The organism is Marinobacter nanhaiticus D15-8W (assembly GCF_036511935.1).
GTDB classification, from domain to species: Bacteria; Pseudomonadota; Gammaproteobacteria; order Pseudomonadales; family Oleiphilaceae; genus Marinobacter_A; species Marinobacter_A nanhaiticus.
The window spans coordinates 4,366,050-4,389,412 of record NZ_AP028878.1 but is presented as its reverse complement, the minus strand read 5'-3'; the positions used below and the strand labels follow the sequence as shown (position 1 = coordinate 4,389,412).

22 protein-coding genes and 1 tRNA gene are annotated in these 23,363 nt (G+C 58.6%); 8 read left to right on the top strand and 15 right to left on the bottom strand.

All coding sequences use genetic code 11. From position 1 onward, the window contains the following. Window positions 1–174: 174 nt before the first annotated feature. From RE428_RS19685 to RE428_RS19675, 3 genes are all read left to right on the top strand, one after another. The gene (locus RE428_RS19685) at window positions 175–1,290 is read left to right on the top strand and encodes an efflux RND transporter periplasmic adaptor subunit (protein WP_004580465.1); all 1,116 of its coding nucleotides are present in this window, start codon (window positions 175–177) and stop codon (window positions 1,288–1,290) included. Further along, window positions 1,287–4,313, top strand: a complete 3,027-nt coding sequence (locus tag RE428_RS19680) for an efflux RND transporter permease subunit (protein WP_004580466.1) — start codon at window positions 1,287–1,289, stop codon at window positions 4,311–4,313. The genes RE428_RS19685 and RE428_RS19680 overlap by 4 nt, the downstream gene beginning before the upstream one ends. A gap of 194 nt (window positions 4,314–4,507) precedes the next feature. Next, the gene (locus tag RE428_RS19675) at window positions 4,508–5,725 is read left to right on the top strand and encodes an integrase core domain-containing protein (protein WP_338381153.1); all 1,218 of its coding nucleotides are present in this window, start codon (window positions 4,508–4,510) and stop codon (window positions 5,723–5,725) included. A gap of 384 nt (window positions 5,726–6,109) precedes the next feature. On the opposite strand, the gene astE is transcribed toward RE428_RS19675, so the two are convergent. From astE to RE428_RS19650, 5 genes are all read right to left on the bottom strand, one after another. Further along, a complete protein-coding gene (astE, locus tag RE428_RS19670) occupies window positions 6,110–7,129 on the bottom strand; it encodes a succinylglutamate desuccinylase (protein WP_004580468.1) in 1,020 nt (339 codons plus the stop codon). Between the two features lies 1 nt (window position 7,130). Next, window positions 7,131–7,850: an ABC transporter permease gene (locus tag RE428_RS19665; protein WP_004580469.1), complete on the bottom strand. Its 720-nt coding sequence runs from the start codon at window positions 7,848–7,850 to the stop codon at window positions 7,131–7,133. Window positions 7,851–7,854: 4 nt separating this feature from the next. Further along, the gene (locus tag RE428_RS19660; RefSeq protein ID WP_004580470.1) at window positions 7,855–8,559 is read right to left on the bottom strand and encodes an ABC transporter permease; all 705 of its coding nucleotides are present in this window, start codon (window positions 8,557–8,559) and stop codon (window positions 7,855–7,857) included. Between the two features lie 54 nt (window positions 8,560–8,613). Continuing rightward, window positions 8,614–9,369 (bottom strand): transporter substrate-binding domain-containing protein, encoded by a 756-nt coding sequence (locus RE428_RS19655; protein ID WP_004580471.1) that lies wholly within the window; start codon window positions 9,367–9,369, stop codon window positions 8,614–8,616. A gap of 121 nt (window positions 9,370–9,490) precedes the next feature. Continuing rightward, on the bottom strand, window positions 9,491–10,261 hold the full coding sequence (locus tag RE428_RS19650; RefSeq protein ID WP_004580472.1) for an ABC transporter ATP-binding protein: 771 nt from the start codon (window positions 10,259–10,261) through the stop codon (window positions 9,491–9,493). Between the two features lie 809 nt (window positions 10,262–11,070). Between RE428_RS19650 and RE428_RS19645 the strand changes: the two genes are divergently transcribed. Continuing rightward, window positions 11,071–11,268: a hypothetical protein gene (locus RE428_RS19645; RefSeq protein ID WP_004580473.1), complete on the top strand. Its 198-nt coding sequence runs from the start codon at window positions 11,071–11,073 to the stop codon at window positions 11,266–11,268. A 20-nt stretch (window positions 11,269–11,288) separates the two neighbouring features. Here the strand turns inward: RE428_RS19645 and RE428_RS19640 are convergent, their stop codons facing one another. Continuing rightward, entirely contained in the window at window positions 11,289–11,528 is a 240-nt protein-coding gene (locus RE428_RS19640; protein WP_004580474.1) for a TIGR02647 family protein, read from the bottom strand. Window positions 11,529–11,800: 272 nt separating this feature from the next. On the opposite strand from RE428_RS19640, the gene RE428_RS19635 reads away from it, so the two are divergent. Beyond that, complete coding sequence (locus RE428_RS19635; RefSeq protein ID WP_004580475.1) at window positions 11,801–12,481, top strand: DUF2959 domain-containing protein; 681 nt, start codon at window positions 11,801–11,803, stop codon at window positions 12,479–12,481. 34 nt (window positions 12,482–12,515) lie between these two features. On the opposite strand, the gene RE428_RS19630 is transcribed toward RE428_RS19635, so the two are convergent. Both RE428_RS19630 and RE428_RS19625 read right to left on the bottom strand, forming a co-directional pair. Further along, window positions 12,516–13,277 (bottom strand): hypothetical protein, encoded by a 762-nt coding sequence (locus tag RE428_RS19630; RefSeq protein ID WP_004580476.1) that lies wholly within the window; start codon window positions 13,275–13,277, stop codon window positions 12,516–12,518. A 6-nt stretch (window positions 13,278–13,283) separates the two neighbouring features. Then, window positions 13,284–13,487: a hypothetical protein gene (locus tag RE428_RS19625; RefSeq protein WP_004580477.1), complete on the bottom strand. Its 204-nt coding sequence runs from the start codon at window positions 13,485–13,487 to the stop codon at window positions 13,284–13,286. A gap of 347 nt (window positions 13,488–13,834) precedes the next feature. Between RE428_RS19625 and RE428_RS19620 the strand changes: the two genes are divergently transcribed. Further along, a complete protein-coding gene (locus tag RE428_RS19620; RefSeq protein ID WP_004580478.1) occupies window positions 13,835–14,080 on the top strand; it encodes a hypothetical protein in 246 nt (81 codons plus the stop codon). 262 nt (window positions 14,081–14,342) lie between these two features. On the opposite strand, the gene RE428_RS19615 is transcribed toward RE428_RS19620, so the two are convergent. Beyond that, complete coding sequence (locus RE428_RS19615) at window positions 14,343–15,140, bottom strand: Crp/Fnr family transcriptional regulator (protein WP_004580479.1); 798 nt, start codon at window positions 15,138–15,140, stop codon at window positions 14,343–14,345. A 291-nt stretch (window positions 15,141–15,431) separates the two neighbouring features. Then, complete coding sequence (locus RE428_RS19610; protein ID WP_004580480.1) at window positions 15,432–16,232, bottom strand: Crp/Fnr family transcriptional regulator; 801 nt, start codon at window positions 16,230–16,232, stop codon at window positions 15,432–15,434. Window positions 16,233–16,729: 497 nt separating this feature from the next. On the opposite strand from RE428_RS19610, the gene RE428_RS19605 reads away from it, so the two are divergent. Continuing rightward, window positions 16,730–16,987 (top strand): hypothetical protein, encoded by a 258-nt coding sequence (locus RE428_RS19605; protein ID WP_004580481.1) that lies wholly within the window; start codon window positions 16,730–16,732, stop codon window positions 16,985–16,987. Window positions 16,988–17,445: 458 nt separating this feature from the next. On the opposite strand, the gene RE428_RS19600 is transcribed toward RE428_RS19605, so the two are convergent. Beyond that, window positions 17,446–18,183 carry a hypothetical protein gene (locus RE428_RS19600; RefSeq protein ID WP_004580482.1) on the bottom strand — a complete coding sequence of 246 codons (738 nt, stop codon included), beginning with the start codon at window positions 18,181–18,183 and terminating at the stop codon, window positions 17,446–17,448. A 480-nt stretch (window positions 18,184–18,663) separates the two neighbouring features. Between RE428_RS19600 and RE428_RS19595 the strand changes: the two genes are divergently transcribed. Then, window positions 18,664–19,434 (top strand): NYN domain-containing protein, encoded by a 771-nt coding sequence (locus RE428_RS19595; RefSeq protein WP_004580484.1) that lies wholly within the window; start codon window positions 18,664–18,666, stop codon window positions 19,432–19,434. A 67-nt stretch (window positions 19,435–19,501) separates the two neighbouring features. On the opposite strand, the gene RE428_RS19590 is transcribed toward RE428_RS19595, so the two are convergent. From RE428_RS19590 to RE428_RS19575, 4 genes are all read right to left on the bottom strand, one after another. Continuing rightward, window positions 19,502–19,577: transfer RNA gene (locus RE428_RS19590), tRNA-Phe, on the bottom strand. Window positions 19,578–19,714: 137 nt separating this feature from the next. Beyond that, complete coding sequence (locus RE428_RS19585; RefSeq protein WP_004580485.1) at window positions 19,715–19,990, bottom strand: oxidative damage protection protein; 276 nt, start codon at window positions 19,988–19,990, stop codon at window positions 19,715–19,717. 44 nt (window positions 19,991–20,034) lie between these two features. After that, on the bottom strand, window positions 20,035–21,099 hold the full coding sequence (gene mutY / locus RE428_RS19580) for an A/G-specific adenine glycosylase (protein ID WP_004580486.1): 1,065 nt from the start codon (window positions 21,097–21,099) through the stop codon (window positions 20,035–20,037). After that, the gene (locus RE428_RS19575) at window positions 21,096–23,315 is read right to left on the bottom strand and encodes an AsmA family protein (RefSeq protein ID WP_004580487.1); all 2,220 of its coding nucleotides are present in this window, start codon (window positions 23,313–23,315) and stop codon (window positions 21,096–21,098) included. Before RE428_RS19575 ends, mutY begins: the two co-directional genes overlap by 4 nt. Window positions 23,316–23,363: the final 48 nt, after the last annotated feature.

The following is a 23,363-nucleotide window of genomic DNA, read 5'->3' as shown; positions in this document are numbered from 1 at the left end:
CTCGATACGCAACGCACAAGCACGTAACTCTATGCATAAACGAATCGTTGACAAAGTGTCAAAGAATGACATCATGTCTAAAAATCATCCGGTAAATGGCGCCGGAACACAAGCCCGATCAGGTCGGACTCGGTATTCGTTGCTCCACGCCAATGCTCGCTAGCAGGTGACATCATGCCCCTCATCACGCTCATAAACCCGTCGTCTCGCGCCCTCGTGCCCCTCGTTCTCTCCCTCACGGCTGGCATGCTACTGGCTGGCTGTGCCGAATCCGTTAGTGCGCCGAGCGATCCGGCGCGCGCTATCACTGTGCGTACCGCGCCGGTGGCGAGCGCTGAGTCCGTCGCCGAACCCCTGCGCTTTGCCGGTATCGTCCAGGCACGCCAGCGGGCGACTCTGACATTCCAGGTGAGCGGCACCCTGCGCGAGCGCCCGGTGGAGCTCGGCGAGCAGGTGGAACCGGAACAGGTTCTTGCGAGGCTCTATAACCCGGGGCTGGAACCGGCTCGGGATTCCGCCGAGGCGCGTCTTCGGGAGTTGCAGACCCAGCTTGACCAGGCCCGTCGGGAGTCGGACCGGTCCCGCAAATTGTTCGAACGCGGTGTGGTGTCCAAACAGACACTGGAGCAACTGGAGTCCCGCCGGGACAGTCTCGAGGCCGGTTTGGCTACGGCACGTGCGGCACTGGCTGAAGCCCGACATATGGTTGACGAGAGCACCCTGAAGGCACCGTTTGCCGGTAGGGTGGAAGCCCTCCTGGTGGAGGCAGATGAGTTCGTCAATGCCGGGCAACCGGTCGTGCGGATCTCATCGCCCGAGGGCCGGGAAGTGGAAGTGCGGGTGCCGGCCTACCTGCTGGATCAGGTCCAGCTGGGGCAGTCGTTGCCGATCTGGTCCGTACAGGAGCGTCGCCAGACGCCGGTGACGGGGGCCATTATCGAGATCGCACAGCCCAGCGCGGTACGAGGCGAACTCCACGCGGTGCTGGTCAGTCTGCCCGACGGCACGCTCGAAGCCGGTGTGCCGGTGGAAGTGGGCATCGCACCGCCATCGGAATCCATGACCACGGTGCCGCTGCTGTCGGTAATCCGCTCTGCTACGGGCACCAGCGTCTTTCGTGTCGTTGAGGATGGCGATCGTCCCACCGCTGAACGGGTCAACGTCTTCGTCGAGCGGATCGCCGGTGAGCAGGCGATTATCGGCGAGGGCGAGCTCAAACCCGGCGACCAGGTCGTCTATGCCGGTATGACGCGGGTGACACAGGGCGATGCCGTGGAGATCCTGCCGTGACCGCCCGACTGCTGCGTTGCCAGCGCCTGCTGGGCATGGTGGTCACCATGCTCTGTCTGTTGGGGATTGCGGCCTACAGCACCATGCCTCGGCAGGAAGATCCCTCCTTTCCGTATCGGGCCGGCCTGCTGACAGCCAGTTATCCGGGCGCCAACGCCGATGCCGTGGAGCGCTTGGTGATGCGCCCGTTGGCGGATGAGCTACGTCAGGTGGAGGAAGTGGATTTCGCTTCGGGCACGGCCCGTACCGGCGTCGCGGTGGTCAACATTCGCCTCAACGACGACATCTACGATACCGATGCCGCCTGGGACAGGGTGCGTCAGGCTATGGAGCGCGCCCGTCTCGAATTTCCCGATGGGGTAGGGCAAATGGCCCTGGAGGACCGGCTGATTGATATTCCCGCCATCGTGCTGGCAGTCGGTGGTTCGCCGTCGGTAACCGAACTCTCCGAACAGGCGGAACGGCTCAAGAATAACCTGCTGGATATACCCGGTGTCTCCCGTGTCGAGCTGGAAGGGGACGTGGACGAGCAGATTACCCTGGCCCTGGACGACGCGGCTCTCTATCGCCTGGGCATTTCTCCCTCCCGCGTGCTCGACACGCTGGCGCAACGCAACCAGGTCATCCCCGGTGGCTTCCTGGTGGTGGATGGTCAGCGCCTGTCGGTGCTGCCTAACAGTGAATTCGCCGATATCGATGCCATCCGCGCCACGCCAATCGAACTGCCCGACGGCTCCCAGGTGCCGCTGGCAGCCGCCGCCGATATCTGGCGTGGACCGGTAGAGCCGCGTCAGCCGGAAACCTGGTATGACGGCGAGCGAGTGGTGTTGCTGTCACTGATCATGGAGGAGGGCACCACCGACGCCATCCGTTTCGGCGAACGGGTGCGTGAACGGCTAGAGCAGATTCGGGGAGACTTCGCGCCCTATACGGTTAAGGAGATGTTCTTTCAGCCGGACAAAGTCGAGGACCGGTTAGACAGCCTGGCCTGGAGCCTGGTGCTGTCGGTGGCGATCATCATTGCGGTGGTCTTCACCGGTATGGGCATACGCATGGGGATTTTGGTGGCCACCATACTGCCGATGGTGGCGCTGATCAGTATCGGGTTGTACGACTTGGGTGGTGGCGTGCTGCATCAGATCGCGGTGATCGGGATGGTTATCTCCCTGGGCATCCTGATCGATAACGCCATCGTGATTGTCGAGAATATCCAGAGCCTGCTGGACCAAGGCGTCCGCCGGCTGGATGCGCTCAAGCAGTCGGTGCGGGAGCTGGCGGGTCCATTGGGGGCATCCACAGGGACCACGCTTGCGGCCTTCGCGCCCCTGCTTCTGTCCAAGGGCGGTACGGCGGATTTTACCCGGGGTATCCCGGTGATGATCATGCTGACCTTGTCGATCAGCTACCTGCTGGCGATTTCTGCGGTACCGCTGCTGGCCAGCCGGTTCCTGAAGCCTCGCAAGCAGGTCCGGTCGGATCGGCTGGGCGGGTTGGCCCGGTTCCTTGGTGGGCTGGTCTCGAAGGTACCCGGATTGCTGGTACTTGGCGGGGTGGTGATGGTTGTCGCCAGTGTCGCGCTGACGCCGCTTCTCAAGCAGCAGTTTTTCCCCAATGCGGATCGGCCCCAGGTGATCGTCGAGCTGTTTATGCCCGAGGGCACAGACCAGACCCGTACCGGCAGTATCGCAGCCGAACTGGAGACCGCTATTCGCAGCCGGCCGGAGACGGTGGATGTCCACCGCTTCGTCGGCTTTACCGGCCCCAGTTTCTACTACAACCTGCAACGCGCGCCCCAGGCGCCGAACCGAGGGCGCATTGTCGTCAACACGCAGACGTTGGAACAGACCACCGGCCTGGTGCATTGGATTCGCGACTACGCAGCCCAGGCCATGCCCGAACTGGACCTGACGGTCGGTATCCTCGGCCAGGGCCCGCCCCGTGCAGCACCTGTGGAAGTGCGCCTCTATCACCCCGACGATACGGTGCGTGCCGAGGCGATCGAACAGGTCTTCGCCGGACTGCGCCAGGCCCCGGGCACCGTCGACGTGCGTCATGACCTGGATCCGGGGATTCCGAGTGTGCGGATCAATGTGGACGATGCCACCGCGGCCCGTTATGGCATCACTCGTGCCGATGTGGCGCGGAGTCTTTACGGCCAGAGTTTCGGCATTGTCGCCGAGCAATTCCGTCGCGAAGACGATCCCATTCCGCTGGTGCTGCGATCGCGGGACGGCACCCAGCTTTCCCTGTCGCGGTTGCTATCCATCAACATATACACCGACCGTGGCGATGCCGTGCCGCTGTCTGCAGTTGCCACTGTGGAAACCACCTGGGAGCCCGCAGCACGCTACCTGCGTAAGGGGGTGAGGGTGAATACAGTGACATCCAACCTGGAGACCGGCTACAGCTTCAGCCAGGCTCTGGATGGACTTCAGGCGTACCTGGTCCAGCACCCGTTGCCGCCGGGCACCCGGCTGGAATACGGCGGCGACGCCGAAGGCTCCAACGACGCCAACAATGCCCTGCTGACCACGGCGCCCATCGGTGTGCTGTTGCTGCTTTTCTTCCTGTTGCTGCAGTTCAATTCGTTCAAGCGGGTAGGGATTATCCTGCTGACGGTGCCGCTGGCGACCGTGGGGATATTTCCCGGTCTGGTGCTGTCCGGTTCGCCGTTTGGTTTCCAGTCCCTGCTGGGTGTCATCGCGCTGGTGGGGATTGTAGTGAATAACGCGATCGTCCTGCTGGACGTGATGGATCGCAAACTGGAAGACGGTGAGTCGGTTCGCGATGCGGTGCGGCTGGCGGTGGAGCAGCGTACCCGACCGATCCTATTGACCACCGGTACGACTGTGGCCGGCTTGTTGCCGCTGGCGTTCTCCAGTTCGACGCTTTGGCCGCCGATGGCCTGGGCGATCATCTCGGGGCTGCTGGCTTCGACGGTGCTGACCTTGTTGGTGGTACCGTCGCTTTGCATCAAGGTGATTCGGGGGCGGGTGCCGGATATGGCAAACGCGCCGGCATAGGGCACCTTGCGGCGCCTCAGAAGCTGAAGCGTCTGCTACATGCTCGAGTCCAAGTCGAAATGTAGCCGATGCTTCAGAGGGTGTTGCAAAAGTGCCTGTGCTCCATGAGTACCGGCATAAACGCCCTCTCCCCTCGCGGGAGAGGGTCGGGGATGTGCAAACCGGCAACATAGGTAACACCTCAAGCCGGGAACATGGGTTACACAAGTTACGGTATGGGCAAGGAGGACGCGCCCATGCCCTGGAAAGAGACTTGTGTAATGGATCTGAAGATGCAGTTGATCGCGGCCTGGCTGCAGGGCGGGCACGGTGTAAGCGATCTGGCCCGCAGCTACGGCATTAGCCGCAAGACGGCTTACAAGTGGATCAGGCGCTACCAGGAGGAAGGTGCCGGTGGGCTGCAGGAGCGCTCCCGAGCGCCGCACTATTGCCCACATGCAGTGGCGGAGGACGTGGCTGAACAGATTGTGGCGATCAAGAAAGTCCATCCCAGCTTTGGCCCCAAGAAGGTTCTGGACCGCTTGCGTGAGCTAGAACCGGCGATGGCATTGCCGGCAGACAGCACGGCCGGTGAGATACTCAAAGCTGCGGGTCTGGTCAAGAAACGGCGCTACAAGCGGCCGTACCCGGCCGACCCGCAACCGTTTGAACTGGGTGATCGCACTAATGCGCTGTGGAGTGTGGACTACAAGGGGCAGTACCGGACGGCCGGTGGGCGCTGGTGTTATCCGCTCACGGTAACCGACAATGCCAGCCGTTATGTCTTGGGCTGTCATGGCGTGAGCGCAACAGACTACGTCCAGGCGAAGCCGATTATGGAATGGGTTTTCCATGAGTACGGTCTGCCGGAGGGGATCTTGTCCGACAACGGGGCGCCCTTCGCCAGTCGCTCAGCAGGAGGTCTGACGCGACTGTCGAAATGGTGGGTCGAGCTGGGCATTGGGGTGCATCGTAGCAAGCCGGGAACGCCCACACAGAATGCCCGTCACGAGCGCATGCACGGTTCACTGAATCGAGCAGTGGGTGGACGGATGCGCGGGACAAGCTTGATGCAGCAACAGACCACGCTGCAGGCATTCCGTGAGGAGTTTAACGAACAACGCAGCCATGAGGCGCTGGGCAGGCAAACACCGGCCAGCGTGTATCAGCCCTCAAGGCGTCGGTACTCGCCCGTGCTGCGCCCGATTGAATATAACGTGGACCAGGCGGTTCGCAACGTTCGTCACAACGGCGAAATCAAGTGGCAGGGCCATCTGATCTACATCAGCGGGCTGTTAGCCAGACATCGCGTAGGCCTGCAAGAGGTGGAGAATGACCGGGTCGAGGTGCGATACAGCACCCATCTGCTCGGTCATATTAACCTCAAAACCGCGCGATTGGAGCCCGCATGCGAGTGGCATGCGGGGGAATAGGTGTAACCCATGTTGCCGGTTCAAAGTGTTACCTATGTTCCGGTTGCACAGGAGAGGGGGGAGCGCCGTCAGGCGCTCATCGTTGCCAGAGCTGACTTCTAGCGAGGCTTTGCCTCGGCCACTCTATCCAAACCTCCGCTTCGCGCCCCAGCCCGCCGCCAGGGGAGAGAGGCTTAATACCGCAAGCTTTTGCAGCACCCTCTTCAATTTCGGAGCAGTCCACAGGACTGCCCGTAAAGATTCAGGAGCACTATGGATGCGTAGGTCGGGTTAGCCTTGGCGTAACCCGACATCGGAGTGTCGCCGAGGGGAGAGGTGGCGGTACTTGGGAAAGGTGTCGGGTTACGCTTTGCTTTTACGCCCTTGGGTGAAACCGCCCTACATTTATTGCTGCTTCTCTCTGACTAACAGACCCACCCGCTGGCCCACCGGGACGTTCCGGTTCGGAAAGATGATCGCCTCGGGGCTGTCGCCGACACGATAGATCGTTTCATCATCTTCCCAGATCACCGTGCCCGGCTCGTAAGCCGTGAAGTTGGCCACGTCATCCGGTACGTGGAACTGGAAGCTGTCACCGGTGTTGAGGATTTCGTGGACGACTTCGAATACGGCCAGTTCCTTCGTTCGATCGGGCTTTGGGGTCGGCTCGCCTTTGAACAGGCGACGCAGGGCTGTCTCGATACCGGTGAAGCGGCTCAGGTCGTTCTGGCCGAACGGCCGTACCTTGCCCAGTTCGATGGTGAAGCTTTCGGCCCCAAGATGACTGGACGAGAAGGACGAGAAGGTGGTGCCGCTCTTGTGCTGCAACAGTAACGTCGGAACGTCCGCTTCCAGCAGGAAATCGCATTGGCGTTGCGGCACGGCCCGGCCTTCCACGAAGGGATAGAGCGCGAATTTCTCCCGATGTGAGGGGCGAATGGCGGTATGCAGATCGTAGTGGACCAGGGAGCCGGCATTGTCCGCGAACTCATGGCATACGGCTTCAAGCCGCGCTGCGCGATCAGCCTCTGGCGTGCCCACATAGGGCGTTTTGGCGTGCGCGCCGCTGAACAGGCGGTTCATGTTGAACTCGACGAAGCGGTCGCCTTTCACCATCGAAGCCGGGTTGCCGAGGATCAGCAACGTCCGCTTGCCTAGCATCCATTCCCCGTCCAGCAGTTCGTTGAGCAGCCCATTGACCACTTCGATGGGGGCCGTCTCGTTGCCATGCACGCCGGCAGAGACGATCAGGCGTTCGCCATCGCTATTGACGGGGATCAGTTCGAGGATACCGGTATCCAGCCGCTCGATTCGGGCGCCATCGGCCAGTGTCAGGGAAACCGGCGATGCGGGCCGGTCATGGAAAGCGAGTGTATGGGCGAGCCAATCGGGCTCGCCATCGAACAGGGCGTCACGTGCAGACATATCAATTTGCCGGCTTGAGGTGCCGGAGCATGCGTTTCTCCAGGCGGCGGAAGATGAATACGATGGCGAAGGTCAGGGCCATGTAGATCAGCGCTACCATGATGAAGGCGTCGAACGGTGCATAGAAGCGCGAGTAGATATTTCGCGCCGCGCCCGTCAGGTCGACGATAGTCACCACGCTGGCAATGGCACTGGCGTGGAGCATGAAGATCACCTCGTTGGAGTAGGCCTGCAGGGCACGCCGTGCGGCACTGGGCAGGACGATCCGCCTTACCCGCATCAGCCACGACATACCATAGGCCTTGGCGGCCTCGATTTCACCATAGGGTGTTGCCATGATCGCGCCGCGGATGATTTCGGTGGTGTAGGCCGTGGTGTTGAGTACGAACGCCAGCAATGCCGGATAGAAAGGCTGCTTGAAGATTTCCCACCAGAAGGTGTCCTGGATGCCTTCGATCTGCGCAACACCGTAGTAGATGATGTAGAGCTGGATCAGCAGCGGCGTGCCGCGAAACAGGTAGGTGTAGAGCCATACCGGGCCGTTGATGAACGGGTTGCGCACCGTGCGCATCAGCGCCAGCGGAACCGACAGCACCAGACCGATGATCAGCGACAGGAAGACCAACTGAACCGTGGTCACCAGGCCATCCCAGTAATGCAGCATGGTGGTAGCGGTGAAGATGTCGTTCTGGTTCAGCCATTCGGCAATAAATTCAGGCATGAGCTCAGTCCCCCCTCGCAACACCGACACTGACTCGGGCATTGAGCCATTTGATAAACAGTTCCGAAACCGCCGTCAGGATCAGGTAAACGGCTGCCACCGGAATGAAGAACTTGAACGGCTCGTGCTCGGCCTTACTGGCCTGCTCGGCAATCCGAACCATGTCGGTCAGACCGATAATGGACACCAGGGCTGTGGTCTTGAGCAGCACCTGCCAGTTGTTGCCGATACCGGGCAGGGCATGACGCAGCATCTGCGGAAACATGATGCGCCGGAAGGTGTGCCAACGGGTGAAACCGTAGGCCTTGCCGGCTTCGATCTGGCCGGAATCCACCGCCATGAAGGCGCCACGAAAGGTCTCAGTCATGTAGGCGCCGAAGATCAGGCCAATGGTCAGGACACCGGCAATAAAGGGATCGAACTGGAAAAACCAGTCGACCTCGAATTCGTAGTAGAGGTAGTCGGAAAGCATGTTCACCAGGACCTGGCCGCCATAGTAGAACAGCAGCATCATGACCAGGTCGGGCACGCCGCGAATCACGGTCGTGTAAAAGGTCGCGCCGGCATAGAGCCCGCGGTTCCCCGAAAGCTTCGACGAGGCGCCAATCAAACCGAGTATCAAGGCGAGCGCCAGTGACGCCAGCGCGAGTTCAACGGTAACCAGGGCGCCTTTCAGCAATGAAGGGCCGTAGCCGTGCAGATCGAGCATGGATAGGTCCGAGTCAGGGACGGGCCGCCGGACTGGCCGGCGGCCACGTCAGGTTTACATCTTGATGTCGTAGCTGAAGTACTTGTTCATGATTTCGTCGTAGGTGCCGTCGTTCTTCAGTGTGTCCAGCGCCTCATTGATCTGTTTGGCCAGGTCCTCGTCACGCTTGCGCATGGCAACGGCAACGCCTTCGCCCAGCTTCACCGGCTCGCCAATTTCGTGGAAGCCTTCCCGGCCTTCCAGTACCTGCTCGCCTACCGGGTAATCAACGAAGATCATGTCCAGGCGCTCGCCTTCCAGGTCCAGGACCATGTCGTCGGCGGTGGTGTAACGCTTGATGTCGACCACGTCGCTCATGTTCTCGGTGACGTAGTTGTCCATGGTGGTGCCGCGCTGCACGCCAACCACCTTGCCCTGCATGGCATCGGTGTCGGTCGGATCGGTCGTTTCGCCGGTCTTGGCGAACCAGGCGCCGGGAGTGATGTAGTACGGCTCAGAGAACAATACCTTCGCCGCGCGCTCTTCCGTGATGGACATGGAAGACATGATGGCGTCGAACTTACGCGCCAGCAGGCCCGGGATCATGCCGTCCCATGCCTGGATAACGAAGTCGCACTGGGCGTCCATTTCCTTACACATGGCTTCGGCCAGTTCCACTTCGAAACCGGTCAGCTCGCCGTCCGGGGTCTTGTATTCGAACGGCTCGTAGGGCACGTCGAACGCGATGCGGATGTTCTTCCACTCTTTTGCCTGGACCGTGCCGGCTACGAGAGCCAGGGCACAGCTTGCTGCAACAATCAGCTTTTTCATGAGTCGCTTCTCCATTGTTTTGCCGTTTGGCTTTTTTATCAGCGGTGCGGACACCGCCTTATCTCTGAACTGCGTTTGACAGGACCATGGTGGCGCCCGTCTCGGACGGATCAGAAAATGGTCAGAAGTTGGGGGCCAGGAACTGCTTCATGCGTTCCGAATCCGGATTGTCGAAAACTTTCTCCGGGGTGCCCTGTTCTTCAATCCGCCCCTGATGCAAGAACAGGACCTGGGACGATACATCCCGCGCGAAGGCCATCTCGTGGGTCACCACGATCATGGTGCGGCCTTCCTCGGCCAGGCTTTGCATGACGCGGAGGACCTCGCCGACGAGTTCCGGATCCAGGGCGGAGGTGGGCTCGTCGAACAGCATCACCTCCGGCTCCATGGCCAGGGCCCGGGCGATCGCGGCACGCTGCTGCTGACCGCCGGACATCTGGGCCGGATAGTAGTCCTTGCGTTCATAGATACCCACCTTCTGGAGGTAGGCTTCTGCGCGCTCGATGGCTTGCTTCTTGGGCACCTTCAGCACGTGCATCGGGGCTTCGATAATGTTTTCCAGCACCGTCATGTGGGACCAGAGGTTGAAGCCCTGGAATACCATGGACAGCTTGGCACGGATAAGCTCCACCTGTTTGGTGTCCGCCGGGATGCGCACGCCCTTGCGGTTCTGCTTGAACCGAATTGGGTCACCGTGGACGATGACCTCCCCGGAAGTGGGCGTTTCCAAAAGGTTGATACAGCGTAGGAAAGTACTCTTGCCGGAACCGGAGCTGCCGATCAGCGACACCACATCGCCTTTGCGTGTTTCCAGGGAAATTCCCTTGAGAACTTCATTTTCGTTGAAGGTTTTGTGGATGTCTTTACAGATCAAGGGCGCGTTTTCCGCCATGGATGACTCCTGGTCCTGTACTGAAACAGTCGGTATCTAGATAAAGATAGACGCATTCGAGCGGCTACACTAACCCCCTGAATCACGAACTCCGCGTGATTGGTAAGGTCAGTGCATCCGTTGCAATTGGATAGGGGAGAATCTACTCGTCGAGGACTTTCGCGAGGACGAGCTTCGCCACGGGGGATTGTCCGATGAGCGCTGCAGGTTGCAGGCGCGGACGCATCGCCGCAGGAATTGTTGATGGGTCTGTCACTATCTGAAGGCTTTGCATTCTGCTTTTTCCTGCCGAGTCAGCCGGGATCGCCGGCATCGGCATTGCCTTTCTCTTTTGTGGACCGTGTCCCGCAATGTCCTGATCGCGCGTCTATTCGCGTTAGGTCGCGTTTCCGTCATGTTGCATATATACGGACGCGGAAATTGCGTATGGAACGTGGCTCGATGGCATGAAGTTTTACGGACTGTTGGGATAAAAATCAATAGGCGGATCACTTGGCGCCGACCGACCAAGTCTGTAATCTCTCCGCTTGCGAGTGAAAAAACGGCGTGGCAATAAGCGGTTACAGTAGGCTGTCGTATAACCGCGCGAACCGATGGGTGTCACAAAAAGATACCGTTTTAATCTCCCTTACGGCCTGATTCTGCTAGGTTTTATCGTCTGCTGGCTTATAGGCCCCGCCCCAGGAAGGGCCGGTGGGTGCAGTACAGCAGAAACCGGGAGCGCCGGAGCCGACGAGCACGATGAGTCCAGCGTCCTGCGCCCCGGAACAGATGCGGGCCTGCATAATAACAAGACAGGAATGCGTTAAATGGCTGTTACGCAAGACAACGTGATGCTTGAGCGCGGTCTGCTACGGGTGGTTGCCCGACCGTGCGAAGAAGTTCCGTCCCCCACTGACCTGACCTACGACGTGGAGATCGTCGGCCAGGAAGTGCTCCAGACGTTCCCCTCCTTTGATGAGGCCCGCCAGTTCGTCGATATGGTCGCTCCTGCCCAGGGTGCCTAGAGCCACGATGAATGGATTGCTCATTCGCTCCTGAGAATGCCCAAAACCCGCTGGGCATGTTCCGCCGCTTCGATACCGAGTTGCGTCAGGTAACCGCCGTCGATCTGGGTGGTCAGCCCTTTACGATGGAGGCGTTCGGCGGCGGCCACGGCGTCGGGTGTCGCGGAATGCTGATGCACCTTGATGCCTTCCTGGATCGAATGCAGGTTGAACAGGGCGAGCAGGTTGAGTTCGGCGACCAGATCGGGGGTGAAGGGCATATTGGCGTTATCCTGTGTTGGCGATGTTTTTTGTTGGCTATGTTTCTGTGTGGCCTCAACACAGTTGTATACGACGTGGTGGAATCTGCAAAGGTCGGAAATTCAGTTATGTCGTAAGAAACTTCTGTCTTGGAAAACACCGCCATGCAAACCCGCGATCCAAAAGTCGGTGTGAATTGTGTCGCGAGAAGGATGGGCGCAAGGTAGAAGTAGAAACTGGCGTTGTTCGTACAAACCCATAACTCAATGATAGAACCATCGGAGGGAGCTCGATGCTCGAACGCAATCCACAAATTCAGGGCCGTCGTTTTGCCCAAGGGCTGGGGCTTTGCCTGCTGGCCGTTGTCCTTGGCGGCTGCAGTTCCATGTATTACAACGCCATGGAAAAGCTGGGCTTTGAGAAGCGCGACATCCTGGTCGATCGGGTCGAGGAGGCTCGGGATGCCCAGGGTGAGGCCCAGGAGACCTTTCGCTCGGCACTGGAACGCTTCCAGAGCGTCGTCGGCTCCCCGAATACCGAATTACAGGAGAAGTACGATCAGATCAGCGGCGCTTACGAGGACAGCGAAGAGGTGGCCCAGGATGTACGCGAGCGCATCGAAGCGGTGGAAGACGTTTCAGAAGCCCTCTTCGAGGAATGGGAAGATGAACTGGGCCGTTACGAAAGCGCTTCGTTGCGCCGCAACAGCGAGCAGCAGCTGGAGGAAACCCGGCAGCAGTACAACCAGCTCATCGCCCGCATGCATGACGCCGAGGAGCGTATGGATCCGGTGCTGCAGGCTTTCGAGGACCAGGTGCTCTATCTCAAGCACAACCTCAATGCCCAGGCGATCGGTTCGCTGGAGAACGAGCTGGGCCGTATCCGGCAGGATGTGGACGCCCTGATCCAGGACATGGAAGCCTCCATCGCCGAGTCCGAGGCGTTTATCCAGCGCTTCCAGAACGGGCAGTAGCCCGTCGGAGCCGTCTGTTGCGGGAATGCTGTTATCAGGCAGATTCTGGAATCGTTTGGCTTTCCCGCAGGCTCTTGTAGGCGTCCAGGTCGAAGAACGATACATGGACGATATGCTTGGTGGGGATCACGATGCGGAAGTCGGACAGCGGCGCCATGGCGGAACCTTCCTCGAGCAACCCTTTCTCGTGATAGTGATGGTAATAGTTGCGCAGCAGCTTGAGCTCCAGGTCGTCGTCCGAACGGTAGCCGCTCAGGGTGGGGATGATGGAGATCGAATCCAGCAGTGCCGCTTCGGTATGCACATGGGTGACCAGGCCGATGTAGCACTTGCGCGTGTCCAATGTCAGAGAGACCCACTGGCCGGAACGCAGGGCATCCAGGAAGATGCCTTCCAGCTCGTCCCCGACACACGCCTTGCGCAACTTCCTAAGGCGCACCGCGGGGTTCTTCGTGCGAATCTTGCTCCAGCCGCCGAACAGGCCCGCCAGGGCGAAGGCGAGCAGGGCGATCAACAATTCGCGCGGTGTCAGCTGCTGGTTGGTGTAGTCGCCGATATTGGCATTCAGGGTGCCGATGGTGGTATCGAACCGGGGCAGGGCGCGGGAAGGCAGGTCGAAACCATCGATAACCAGGACAATCAGCGTAGCCAGGATAACGAACGCGAAACCGTAGAAGGCCACGGAGAAATAGCTTTCCCAGCCGGAAGAACGTTTCTGCTGATAGCGGGCGGGTAAGTGGAGGGACGTGAAGATGAAACCACAGACGAGCACGAACGCGACATAGAGGACGCCCATGCGTGTTCAGGCAGTTTTGCGATCAGGTTCGAAGTCTTTGAGGCTTTGGAGCTGGGCGCGGATTGAGCGGACCACTTCTTCGTTGTCGAAGTTGAGCTTGGCGTTGCCGTCCTTGTCCACGCGATAGCGACTTTCCGAGTCTTTCCCGGAAGTGTCTTTTCCTTTTTTCCAGAACCCGGAGTTCCAGAACCTGAAGAGTTTCTGGGCCATAGGTCTCGTCTCCTCGCTACTCAGTGGAGAATACAAAAAAGCCCTTCGGCTTGTCCATTTCCGTGTTGCCGTTTCGACGCCATCACCCGTCCTTCGGCGTAGCATGGAATGGGCCACGAGTGTGGACATTACAAAATGGTAGGGTTTAAGCGCCTTGCTTTAATGCATTCGGCATTCTGCCAGACCAACGGTGATCAGGGCTCGCCGGGGGTGCTTTCCCCAAGCGAAAAAAGCGTTCGTATTCGCACCATTAAAAGGCCGACAGGCTGGCCAAGATTAACTTGAAGCTCCACGGCGGAAGCGCTTTCTTTATAGGGCATCGTTCGAGTCCGTCAGGGAGGAAGCTTATGGCTAACCGGTATTTCGTAGACAAGATTCCCCATCCCAACGGCAGCCATGAAGTCCATGTGGAAGGCTGCAGCCTCCTGCCCGAACCCGGTGAATGTCGTTCCCTCGGCTATCATGATCGGCCCGAGACGGCATTGAGACCGGCACGCACTCTATTCAGTCGCGCGCACCTGTGTGCGTATTGCGCGGGTGACTGGCAATTCAGCCTGGTGGCGCAGGGCGACAGAGTTGAGCCACGGGCCTGACTAACCCGGTCCGGCAACACGGGCGCCAAGAGCCCGGCGCTGCAAGATCAATTGATGCAAGAAAGACTGACTGAAAACGATCAAGTAAGGACACGGCCGTCCCCGTCAATGCCGGCTTGGATGCCAGGCAGCCGCGACACCTGCCCAGTGGTGTGACTTGTCAGGGAGAGTCCTGACACCAACCTGCCCCAAGCCGTTTCCTCAACACCGATTATTTCTCCGATATCGCAGTAACATCTAAGAGCCTGAAAGGCCGGTCAGATCAACCGGCATCCTTTGGGGTCACCATCGCCAGCGACTCTTCAGGGGCCCTCTCGTACTTGACCAGGTAATCGCTCCTGAATCCGCTGTATTCCGCCAGGGCGGGCCAGTCCAGAACGGTGACGTTGCCTGAGGTTACCGCGACCAGGCCTTGCTGGCGCAACCGTTTCATAACACGGTTGACGTGCACTGCTGAGAGGCCGAGTGCGCGGCCGAGGTCCGCCTGAGTAAGCGGAACATGCAGTGGCACCTGCTCGTCGGCCCGCACATTGGTCGCCCGGAACACGAGTTCGCAAAGTAGGCTGGCGATCCGTTCTTCCGCAGGCTTCGCGGTAATATTGACCAGCAGCTCCCGGTCGATCGCTTCGCCGGTGAGCTTGACCAGTGAAAAGGCTTTGGTGAGGTTCGGATTACCCGCCAGTACTTCCTTGAAATCCTTTGCCGGGATACGGGCCGTCTTCAGCGGCGTCAGGGCCTTCACCGCGAAATCCGACTTGGGGGTCAGGGAGCTGTTGATTTCGGTCGTGTCTCCGGGCAGCAGGAATCCGATGATACAGATCTGCCCGTCTTCCAGGAGAATGTCCTGGGACGCCCAGCCTTCCTCGATAATGTGGATCTCTTCGTGGTGGGAGCCGCGCATGATGACCTCAGCCCCTTTGCGGAACTCTTCCTTGCGCACGACGAGTTGTTGGAGCTGGTGGGTTTCAACGGGAGTCAGGGAAACATGTTTATTGAGTTTACGCAGGAGTGGTGCAAGCGATGCATCAAACTTGGAAAAATCGCCCACGTCTGTATTCATGGCCTGTCCTTAGTCCGGTGGATATCGGAATGCAGTGGTTATGGAAGTCGATTGCTAATAATAGGGATTGCGCGGACCCGTGAGCACTTCGTGAAGGTTGCATCGAGCCGCTTCCCGATATTTATGTACACATAACTCGCGAAATTAGGGACTTACGGCAATAACATAGGTTAATGGCGGTAATATTTGCCCCTATTTGGTGCGAATGTGGATAGAGCCAGTCTAGTCCAGTTCGACGGGGTAGGTTTAGCCAAGTTCAGCTAACGTTTAACGTCGATGACTAAACCAGCTTCATTCGTCGCGGCGATCGAACTGGCCACGCAACCTGCTGGAGAGACCTTCCTTGGACGACGGCTGCTTTACAGGGTCGGTCTTTTCGTACCCGGAAAATGCGGCCAGTTTCTCCCAGTTGCTCAGGCGTATGCCGCCCTGTTGATGGGTGTCCACCAGGCCTTCCTTGCGCAACTTCTGCAAGACGCGATTGACATGCACCGGGGACAATCCGGTTGCGGACGCAATGTCGATCTGGGATAGCGGAACCGTCAGCGAGTTCTTGCCGTCCGGGTCGGACTGCTCGGCCCTGTGGATCAGGTCGCATAGCAGTTGCCCGATCCGCTGTTCCGCTGGCATGGCGCCGAGGTTGATCATCTGGGAGCGACTGATGAACTCGTTAGTCAGCCGGATCAGGCTGAACCCTTGGGCGAGCCGTGGATTGGATGTCTTCAGTTCGTTGAAGGATTGGGTGTCCACACGCACGACGGTGAGGTCGGTTACCGCCTCGATCGCGTGGTCGAAGGTATAGCCCATCGCGCTTGTCAGGCCCGTGCAATCGCCAGGCAGAAGGTAGCCGATGGTAAAGGCCGTGCCGTCCTTAAGCAGCTTTTTTCGGCAAGCCCATCCTTTCTGCACGAAGTGGAGATCGTTCAGGGTCTGCCCCTGCGAGACGAGTTCCTGGCCGCGTTTGAGGGTTCTGACCTCCAGGGCAAGGCTGTAGAGCTCTTCTGCATCCTCGTGGGTGACGAAGGTGCATTTTTGTAGCTTGGCGACGAGTGGGCCAAGCGGCGTTTTCAGTGGATCAGGGCGCGTGTTCATCTTCTAGCCGTCTCGAACGAAACAATCTGCCGAATACTCAGGGTCAAATCGGGTACAGATGAAAGCGTTCAGAGCGTTCTTCGCTGCTATTCGCGCTCGGCCGCCCGCTTGGCAAACCGAAATCGAGCGCCGTCCAAGCTGCTGCTCTAGCCGTTTCTCCTACGCCAATGGATGTGGCCGAGGAAAGACTCAGCCCGCTTATTGTTTAAATTTTATGTCCAAATTTCAGTTTAGGAAAGTTCGACTATACAAGTTTTGGTCAAAAAATGGGCGATTTTTGTTCTTTTTTGCGACAAAAAGCGATCATCGCAGAGTCGTCTTGTCGCTACCCCTAAGTATGTTAAGACGCTTTGAAGAAAGAGCCGAGAATCGCTATGAGGTGCCTGGAGAGAACATTGAGTGAAATCAAGGTCTGGTTGTCCGGCTTGGGAATAATAGAGAAGCCGGTATGAGATTGGGCGAGCAACCCATCTCCAACCTATTGCGTGGAGGCGGCCATGATAGAGCAACACCTCAGAGATAGTATCCATATCCCTCGCGGCTTCGATCTCGTTTCGATCGAGGCTGATATAGACCCTGAGCACATCACATCGTGTGAGACAGAGCGGTTCGAACTACGAGACCCCGAAGGTTATCGAGTGCGCTCATATAGCGCCTGGATGATGGACGACTCATTTTTCGGTTACTTCGAGTATGACGCCGACGGCGTGTTGCTGGACAGGAAAACGATGGGCTTCTATGCCGCAACCAGTTGAAGCTGGATGTCTGGTTGACGCACGCAAGTCGCGTCAGCATGTTCCACTGAAAACCTGTTCGGCGCCTCGTTCCACGGTTTGCGCCTAAGCGGAGTAGCTCTATCGTCTAGCCAGGTTATCCGCATAACCTGGCGTTTTTAGTCTCCTGGGCCAGCCCCATTTCGCCACAATTCCTCCCGAAAGCCGCCAAGATCCATCCCGTCATTACGCAGTAGCCTTAAGCAACCGAAAGGACAACCAGCAAAGGCAGGCCAACGATGTCGACGGAAAAACTTACAAGACAGTGGATGGAATTATGCGACCAGGCGAACCAGGCCGAAGCGCGCTACGCGTTCGAGCGAACGTTGCAGAACTTGCGACTACTTCGGCGAATACAGAAACAGCGGGATGAGATTGGGCGACGGTTGAGGTCGCCGAGGCTGGGCGGTTGACGCTCCCGCCCTGCGGCCTCGGTTATCTCAACTGACGGTGGGGCGACTGGGGCCCGTGGGCAAAGGTTGCCGGGGTGAAGCCGCAGTAATCAGGGAGATAGACAGCCCGCCCATCTGCTCGGAGGCGTAGCGAAGCAGGGCATAGATAAACAGCGCGATCCCCAGCATTTCCAGCAATTCTTCAGCGGTGGAAGCCAGGTCGTAAGACAAGGACGCTCTCGATGTGGCTTCGGCAATGGATGCGCCCACCATTTCCATACCAATAGCGCCGGCGACAAAGATGCTGCCGGAAACCACGAATAGCAGCGCAATGTGCCGGGGGAGACGCAGCAGGAACCGGGCATAGACCCCCAACAGGACCAGCCCAAGCAGCCCGTAAGGAATGACCCATGCATAATGGAGATAGCCACCGACATCGAGCGTTTCCCTGACTGGCACGGTCAGTCGCTCGTGTATTGAAGTGAACTCGTCCACCGCAAGGAACAGGAAAACGACAGCCAGTCCGGCCCAGTGATGCCAGGGCTGCCGGCGCCGGTGCGCGCCACGGGTGAGCAGGGCCAGCAGGCCAGCGCTCAAGAGCAGGGCGAAGGATGAATAGAAGGTAGGTACGTTGCGCTCGGCACTGATATCGAACAACGGCACCAGCCCATATACCGTTCCATGGTTAAGCGCATGCTCGAAAAACATCCCCACCACGTGGGCAAAGAGAAGAAAACCAATCACTGCCAGAAGCAGCTTGAGAACAGAGCTGGCTGAAATTTCCACGAGGCGTCCCTGAATATTGTTCGTTGTGGTTGAAACATTCCTGTCATCGTTTCTTCACACTACAGAAAAGCTACATGTTGTGTAAAGTTTTGTAACAAGTGGTGGCAGGTTAGATTTGAATGCTGGGGGGATTGGCTGGAGGAATGTGGTTGGTTAGAAACGTAAGAAATCCACTATATTATGTCGCTTTTTTGGGGCATGTTGTCGTAGGCGGAATAGGTGGCAGGCAGCGGAGCTGCATTACGGGAGGCCATTAAAAGGGCCGGTATTGATCTTCTCTGCGGCCAACTCACTCATGTTTGCCGACTTAATTTCGCTAGTCACTTTGGTGAGGAGGGGGCCATTTCTCACGCTTCAGAAGAAATTGGGGCAGTCGGATATCAAACTTACTATGCGGTATGCTCATCTTTCGACAGGACGCTTTGCGGATGGTGTCGAAGCGCCCATTATCAATGTCTAATCCACAGCACGGAAGTCTGAATGAAGGATCTAGATCAGCATAAGAAAATTGCCGTACTGATCGATGCAGATAACGCCCAGCTCTCTAAGCTTCCGCTTATCCTTGAAGAGCTGTCTTCCCACGGTCACGTTGTCACCAAGCGTGCATATGGCGACTGGTCCGTCGATTCGTTAAAGAACTGGAAGACGGCATTGAATGAGCTGGCGATCCAGCCAGTCCAGCAATTTGCATACACCAGGGGTAAGAATGCGACCGACGCCTCGATGATTATTGACGCAATGGATCTTCTTTACTCCAAGAAATTTGATGCATTTGCTCTCATTTCTAGCGATAGCGATTTCACCAAGCTGGCCTCTCGCCTTCGCGAAGATGAGATCTACGTCTTCGGTTTTGGTGAACACAAAACGCCGACGTCGTTCAGGAATGCCTGTGATGATTTTCTTCTGACAGAGAATCTTGCAGTTGACGAGTTTGAGGAGGCGCCCGCAAGGCCCAGTTCAGCCAAACCGGAAAAGGCCGTCAAGTCGCCAAAACAACAAGATGAGCTTCCTGAGATCGTGAGGTTGCTGAGGCGTGCCTACGACCATGCCCAAGATGACCAGGGATGGGCGCACTTGAGTGCAGCAGCTTCTTTCTTAAAGCGGGCAAAGTCTGATTTTGATCCCAGAACCTATGGGGCTAAAAAGTTTTCGGATTTGTTCTCGACTTTGGGCGACTATTTCGAGTTACGGAGACACACTGCGACCGATGGCATTATGGCTTATCGGCCAATTAGAGAGGGAAAGAAATAAAGGTGGACACTTCGTTGACACCAGAAACAACAAAGCCCGCACGAGGCGGGCTAAGTTATTGAATTCGTGGTGCCCGGAGGCGGAATCGAACCACCGACACGGGGATTTTCAATCCCCTGCTCTACCGACTGAGCTATCCGGGCTTTGCTTCTACACCTTGTAAGGTGCATCGGCAACGGGGCGCTATTAAACCGGTTTGGCCGGTTTGAGTCAAGGCTGTTTGGGAGAAAATTTCCCGGTTTACGGTGCCTTGCTCAATGCTTGAACAATCCAGGTTTGGTTAGCGTTTCTCCGGTGGCACAAACCCTTCCGCCTGATCAAACGGCTCGTTATCCAGAAACTTCTCCATCTGCGCCTTGAGGTACTTGCGGGCAAACGGGTCCATCATGTTCAGGTGTTTTTCGTTGATCAGCATGGTCTGTTGGTTCTGCCATTCCTGCCAAGCCTGTTTAGACACGGTTTCGTAGAGTTCCTGGCCTTTGGGGCCGGGCATGGGGGGCATGTCGAGGCCTTCCAGTTCTTTCTGGTATTTGCGACAGAATACGGTGCGGCTCATGGGCGCTCCTATGCTGGTTCTACGATTCGCAGATGGTAACAGAATCAGATGAGCGAGGGTTGCTCGGGCCTGGTCAGCAGCTTGCGGATCGGGCTGGGGACGCCGAGGGAGGGGGCGTCGGCTCTCGGGTGCCAGGCCAGGTTGTCATCGTCCATGACGCTGGATGTGCCGGCGTGGCGCAGGCGTACCGGGTGGATGTGCAGGTGGTAGTGGCTGAAGGTGTGGCGGAAGCCACTTAACGGCTGGGCGTCTTCACAGGCGATGCCCAGTTGGCGCTCGGCGATTTCCGGGAGTTCGTCCAGGGTGATCGCAGTGTCCATCTCCGGAAGGCTCCAGAGGCCACCCCAGATCCCGCTCGGTGGACGGCGTTCCATCAATAGGTTGCCTTCATCATCTTCAATCATCAGCAGCCAGGTTTCCTTCTCCGGCAAGGCCTTCTTCGGCTTGGGCTCGGGGAGGGCGGCGGTGAGGCCTTCGGCATGAGCTGTGCAGTTATTCGAGAGCGGGCAGTGGCCGCAGTCCGGTTTACGGCGGGTGCAGACCAGTGCGCCCAGGTCCATGATGGCCTGGGTGTAGTCGCGTACCCGGGCGTCCGGGGTGTGGCGTTCGGCATGGTCCCAGAGTTCGTTGAGCACGGCGGTCTTGCCGGGCCAGCCGTGCACGGCGTGGTAGCGTGCAAGGACGCGTTTGACGTTGCCGTCGAGGATGGCGGCGCGGATGCCCCGGGCCTGGGCCAGGATCGCGGCGGCGGTCGAACGGCCGATGCCGGGCAGGGCTTCCAACTCGTCCTGGGTGTCCGGGAATTCGCCGCCGTGGTCGTTCGTCACCGCCTTGGCTGCCTTTTGCAGATTGCGGGCGCGGGCGTAGTAGCCCAGGCCGGACCAGTGCTGGAGCACGTCGTCCACTGGCGCTTCCGCCAGGCTCTTCACATCCGGGAAGCGGGCCATAAAGGCCTGGTAGTAGGGGATGACGGTGGCGACCTGGGTCTGCTGCAGCATGATCTCGGACACCCACACGCGGTAGGGTGTCCGGTCCTGATGCCAGGGCAGTTCCTTGCGCCCGTGCTGGTCGTACCACTCGAGCAACCGGCTGGCGACGCTGTACGTCATTGATTGAACAGCCCCTTGAGCGCGTCCTTGATCTTGCCGGAGCTCTCCTTGTCGAGTTTTTCTTCGAGCTTCTCGCCCAACTTGTCGTCGATGGCTCTGTTCAATTCTTTCTTCGCCTTTTCGGAAGCGGCATTGGCGGCCATCGTCTTGAGGGTGTCGCGGAAGCGCGAACCGTCGAACGAGCAGAGTTTGGCCGGCTCGCCAGTGAGATCGCCGCGGCATTCTACAGGAATGACCGCACCTTTGACGTACTCAGTCACGCGGCAGGCTTCGTCCCGATGGATCTCACCAACAATGCGCAGGCCCAACTCGTAATCCAGTTCATTGCTGGCCGTGTTGACCGTGCCGTTCCCTTCCAGGCGCATGCCCGCCAGGGCGGCGGTGAGGTCGGTATTGTTGATGGTATTGCCGTCGATCTTGAGTACGCCGTGCATATCGTTGAACGGCGTGGAGTCGCTCCAGTCGGTGGCGGTCAGGTTCTCCTGGTTCGCCAGTGCGATGCCCTGGCAGGCCATGCGAGTCAGGTTCATCTTGTTGAAGCTACCTTTCTCCAGGTTGAAGCGGACTTCGCCCTGGGCATTGGATTTGAGCGCGGACATGCGATTGCCCTGGGTAGTGATGTCCGCCGTCAGGTTGGCGCCGCCGGCCAGCATGGTCATGTCCGCCAGGTCGGTCAGCAAGGACAGGGTCTGGATGTTATTGGCGCGCTCGGAGATTTTCCACGTGGGGTTATCCTTACGTGCATCCAGGGTAGCGGTAACGTTGAAGTCGCCTTCATAGAGGTTGCCGCCGAACTGCTCGACTTTCACCAGGCCGTTGTTTGCGGTGATCTTCGATTTGATGTCGGTGATCGTCAGGTTGCTGACCACCAGTTCGCCCAGCCCGAAATTGATGTCGAGGGCCAGGTCGCGCAGGGTTTCAAGCGGGAGCAGTTCGCCTTCCGACTCGGCTGCGTTCGAGGCTGTGGCGGTTCCGCCCTCGGATTCGCCGGCACTGTCCGCCGCCGGTTCTGTGGCCTGTTCGCCTTCGGCCTTAGGCGGCAGGTAACGGTCGACGTTGAGCTCGTTGCCCTGCAGGTTGAGGCTGATGGCGGTGTTCTCCAGGCCCAGGCCGAAGCGGCCGGTAAATGTGGTGTCGTCCAGTGACAGGTTCATGTTGTTCAAGGCGACCTGGCCAGGCTCACCGCCGATCTCCGTCGAAAAGGAGGCGCTTTGCAGCACGTTTTCGTCACTGGTGACGATATCGGCCTGGCCCATGGCTTTAAGTAGTTCGCGCGGCGAGAATTCCGCCACGTTCAGTTGGCCGGCCAGCTTGGGTTCGCTAAAGCCCTGGACCTCCAGATTGGTGGTCAGTTCGACATTGGCAAAGCTGGCCACGATGTCGGAGAGACTGGCCGTCTCGGCTTCCAGGTTGGCGGTGATGTTGCCGCCCAGGCCGGCGTTGACGGTCTGACCGCCAAAGGGTTCGCCGGTCATATCGAAGCTGCTGTCGAGATCCTGGATCTGGAACTGGTTGAGGGCTTCGTTGGCGGTCATCTGCGCGCTGAGTTGTGCGCTAACGGCGAACTCTGGCTGGTTGGTGGCGAAGCGGAAGCTGGCCTGCAGCGGGAAGGTCTGGCCCAGGGCGATCTCGGTGGCGGACACGCTGACGTCTTCGATGGTCACCGATTGCCCCGTGGCTTCATCGGTATAGTGCAGCGCTGCGTTGGTGATGCTGATTTCCTCCACCTCGAACTGCAGCGGCTCGCTCTCGCCGGTCTCTTCAGTCGTCGCAGTTTCCCGTGCGGGCTCCTGCGGTTGTTGCTCGGCGGGCGCCTGGCTGGGCTCGCCTTCGGGCATGATGCGCTCCCAGTTGCCCTGGCCCTGGGCGTTCTTGACCAGGTTGGCGTCGAGGCCGTCCAGGGTGAACTGATCCACCGCCGGTGACATGGTGATCAGCGACCAGAAGTCGACTTCCGCGACGAGCTGGTTCAGCTTGACGAACGGCTTGTCCTCCAGGCGCGCTTCGACATTGTTCAGTTCAAGACCGATGGGGATGAAAGACCAACTGATATCGCCTTCGAGAATCAGGTCGAGGTTGGTCTTGTCTTCGACCACTTTCTCGATCTGGGGCTTGTAGTTATTCGGATCGATCACCAACGTGGCGATGACGATGGCCGCAGCCACAAGCAGAATAACGGCAGCGACGGCGATCAGCAGGTAACGGAGCGCTTTCATAGCTGTTTCCTTACAACGGTGTTGAAAACGTTTGTAGTGACGAAAATG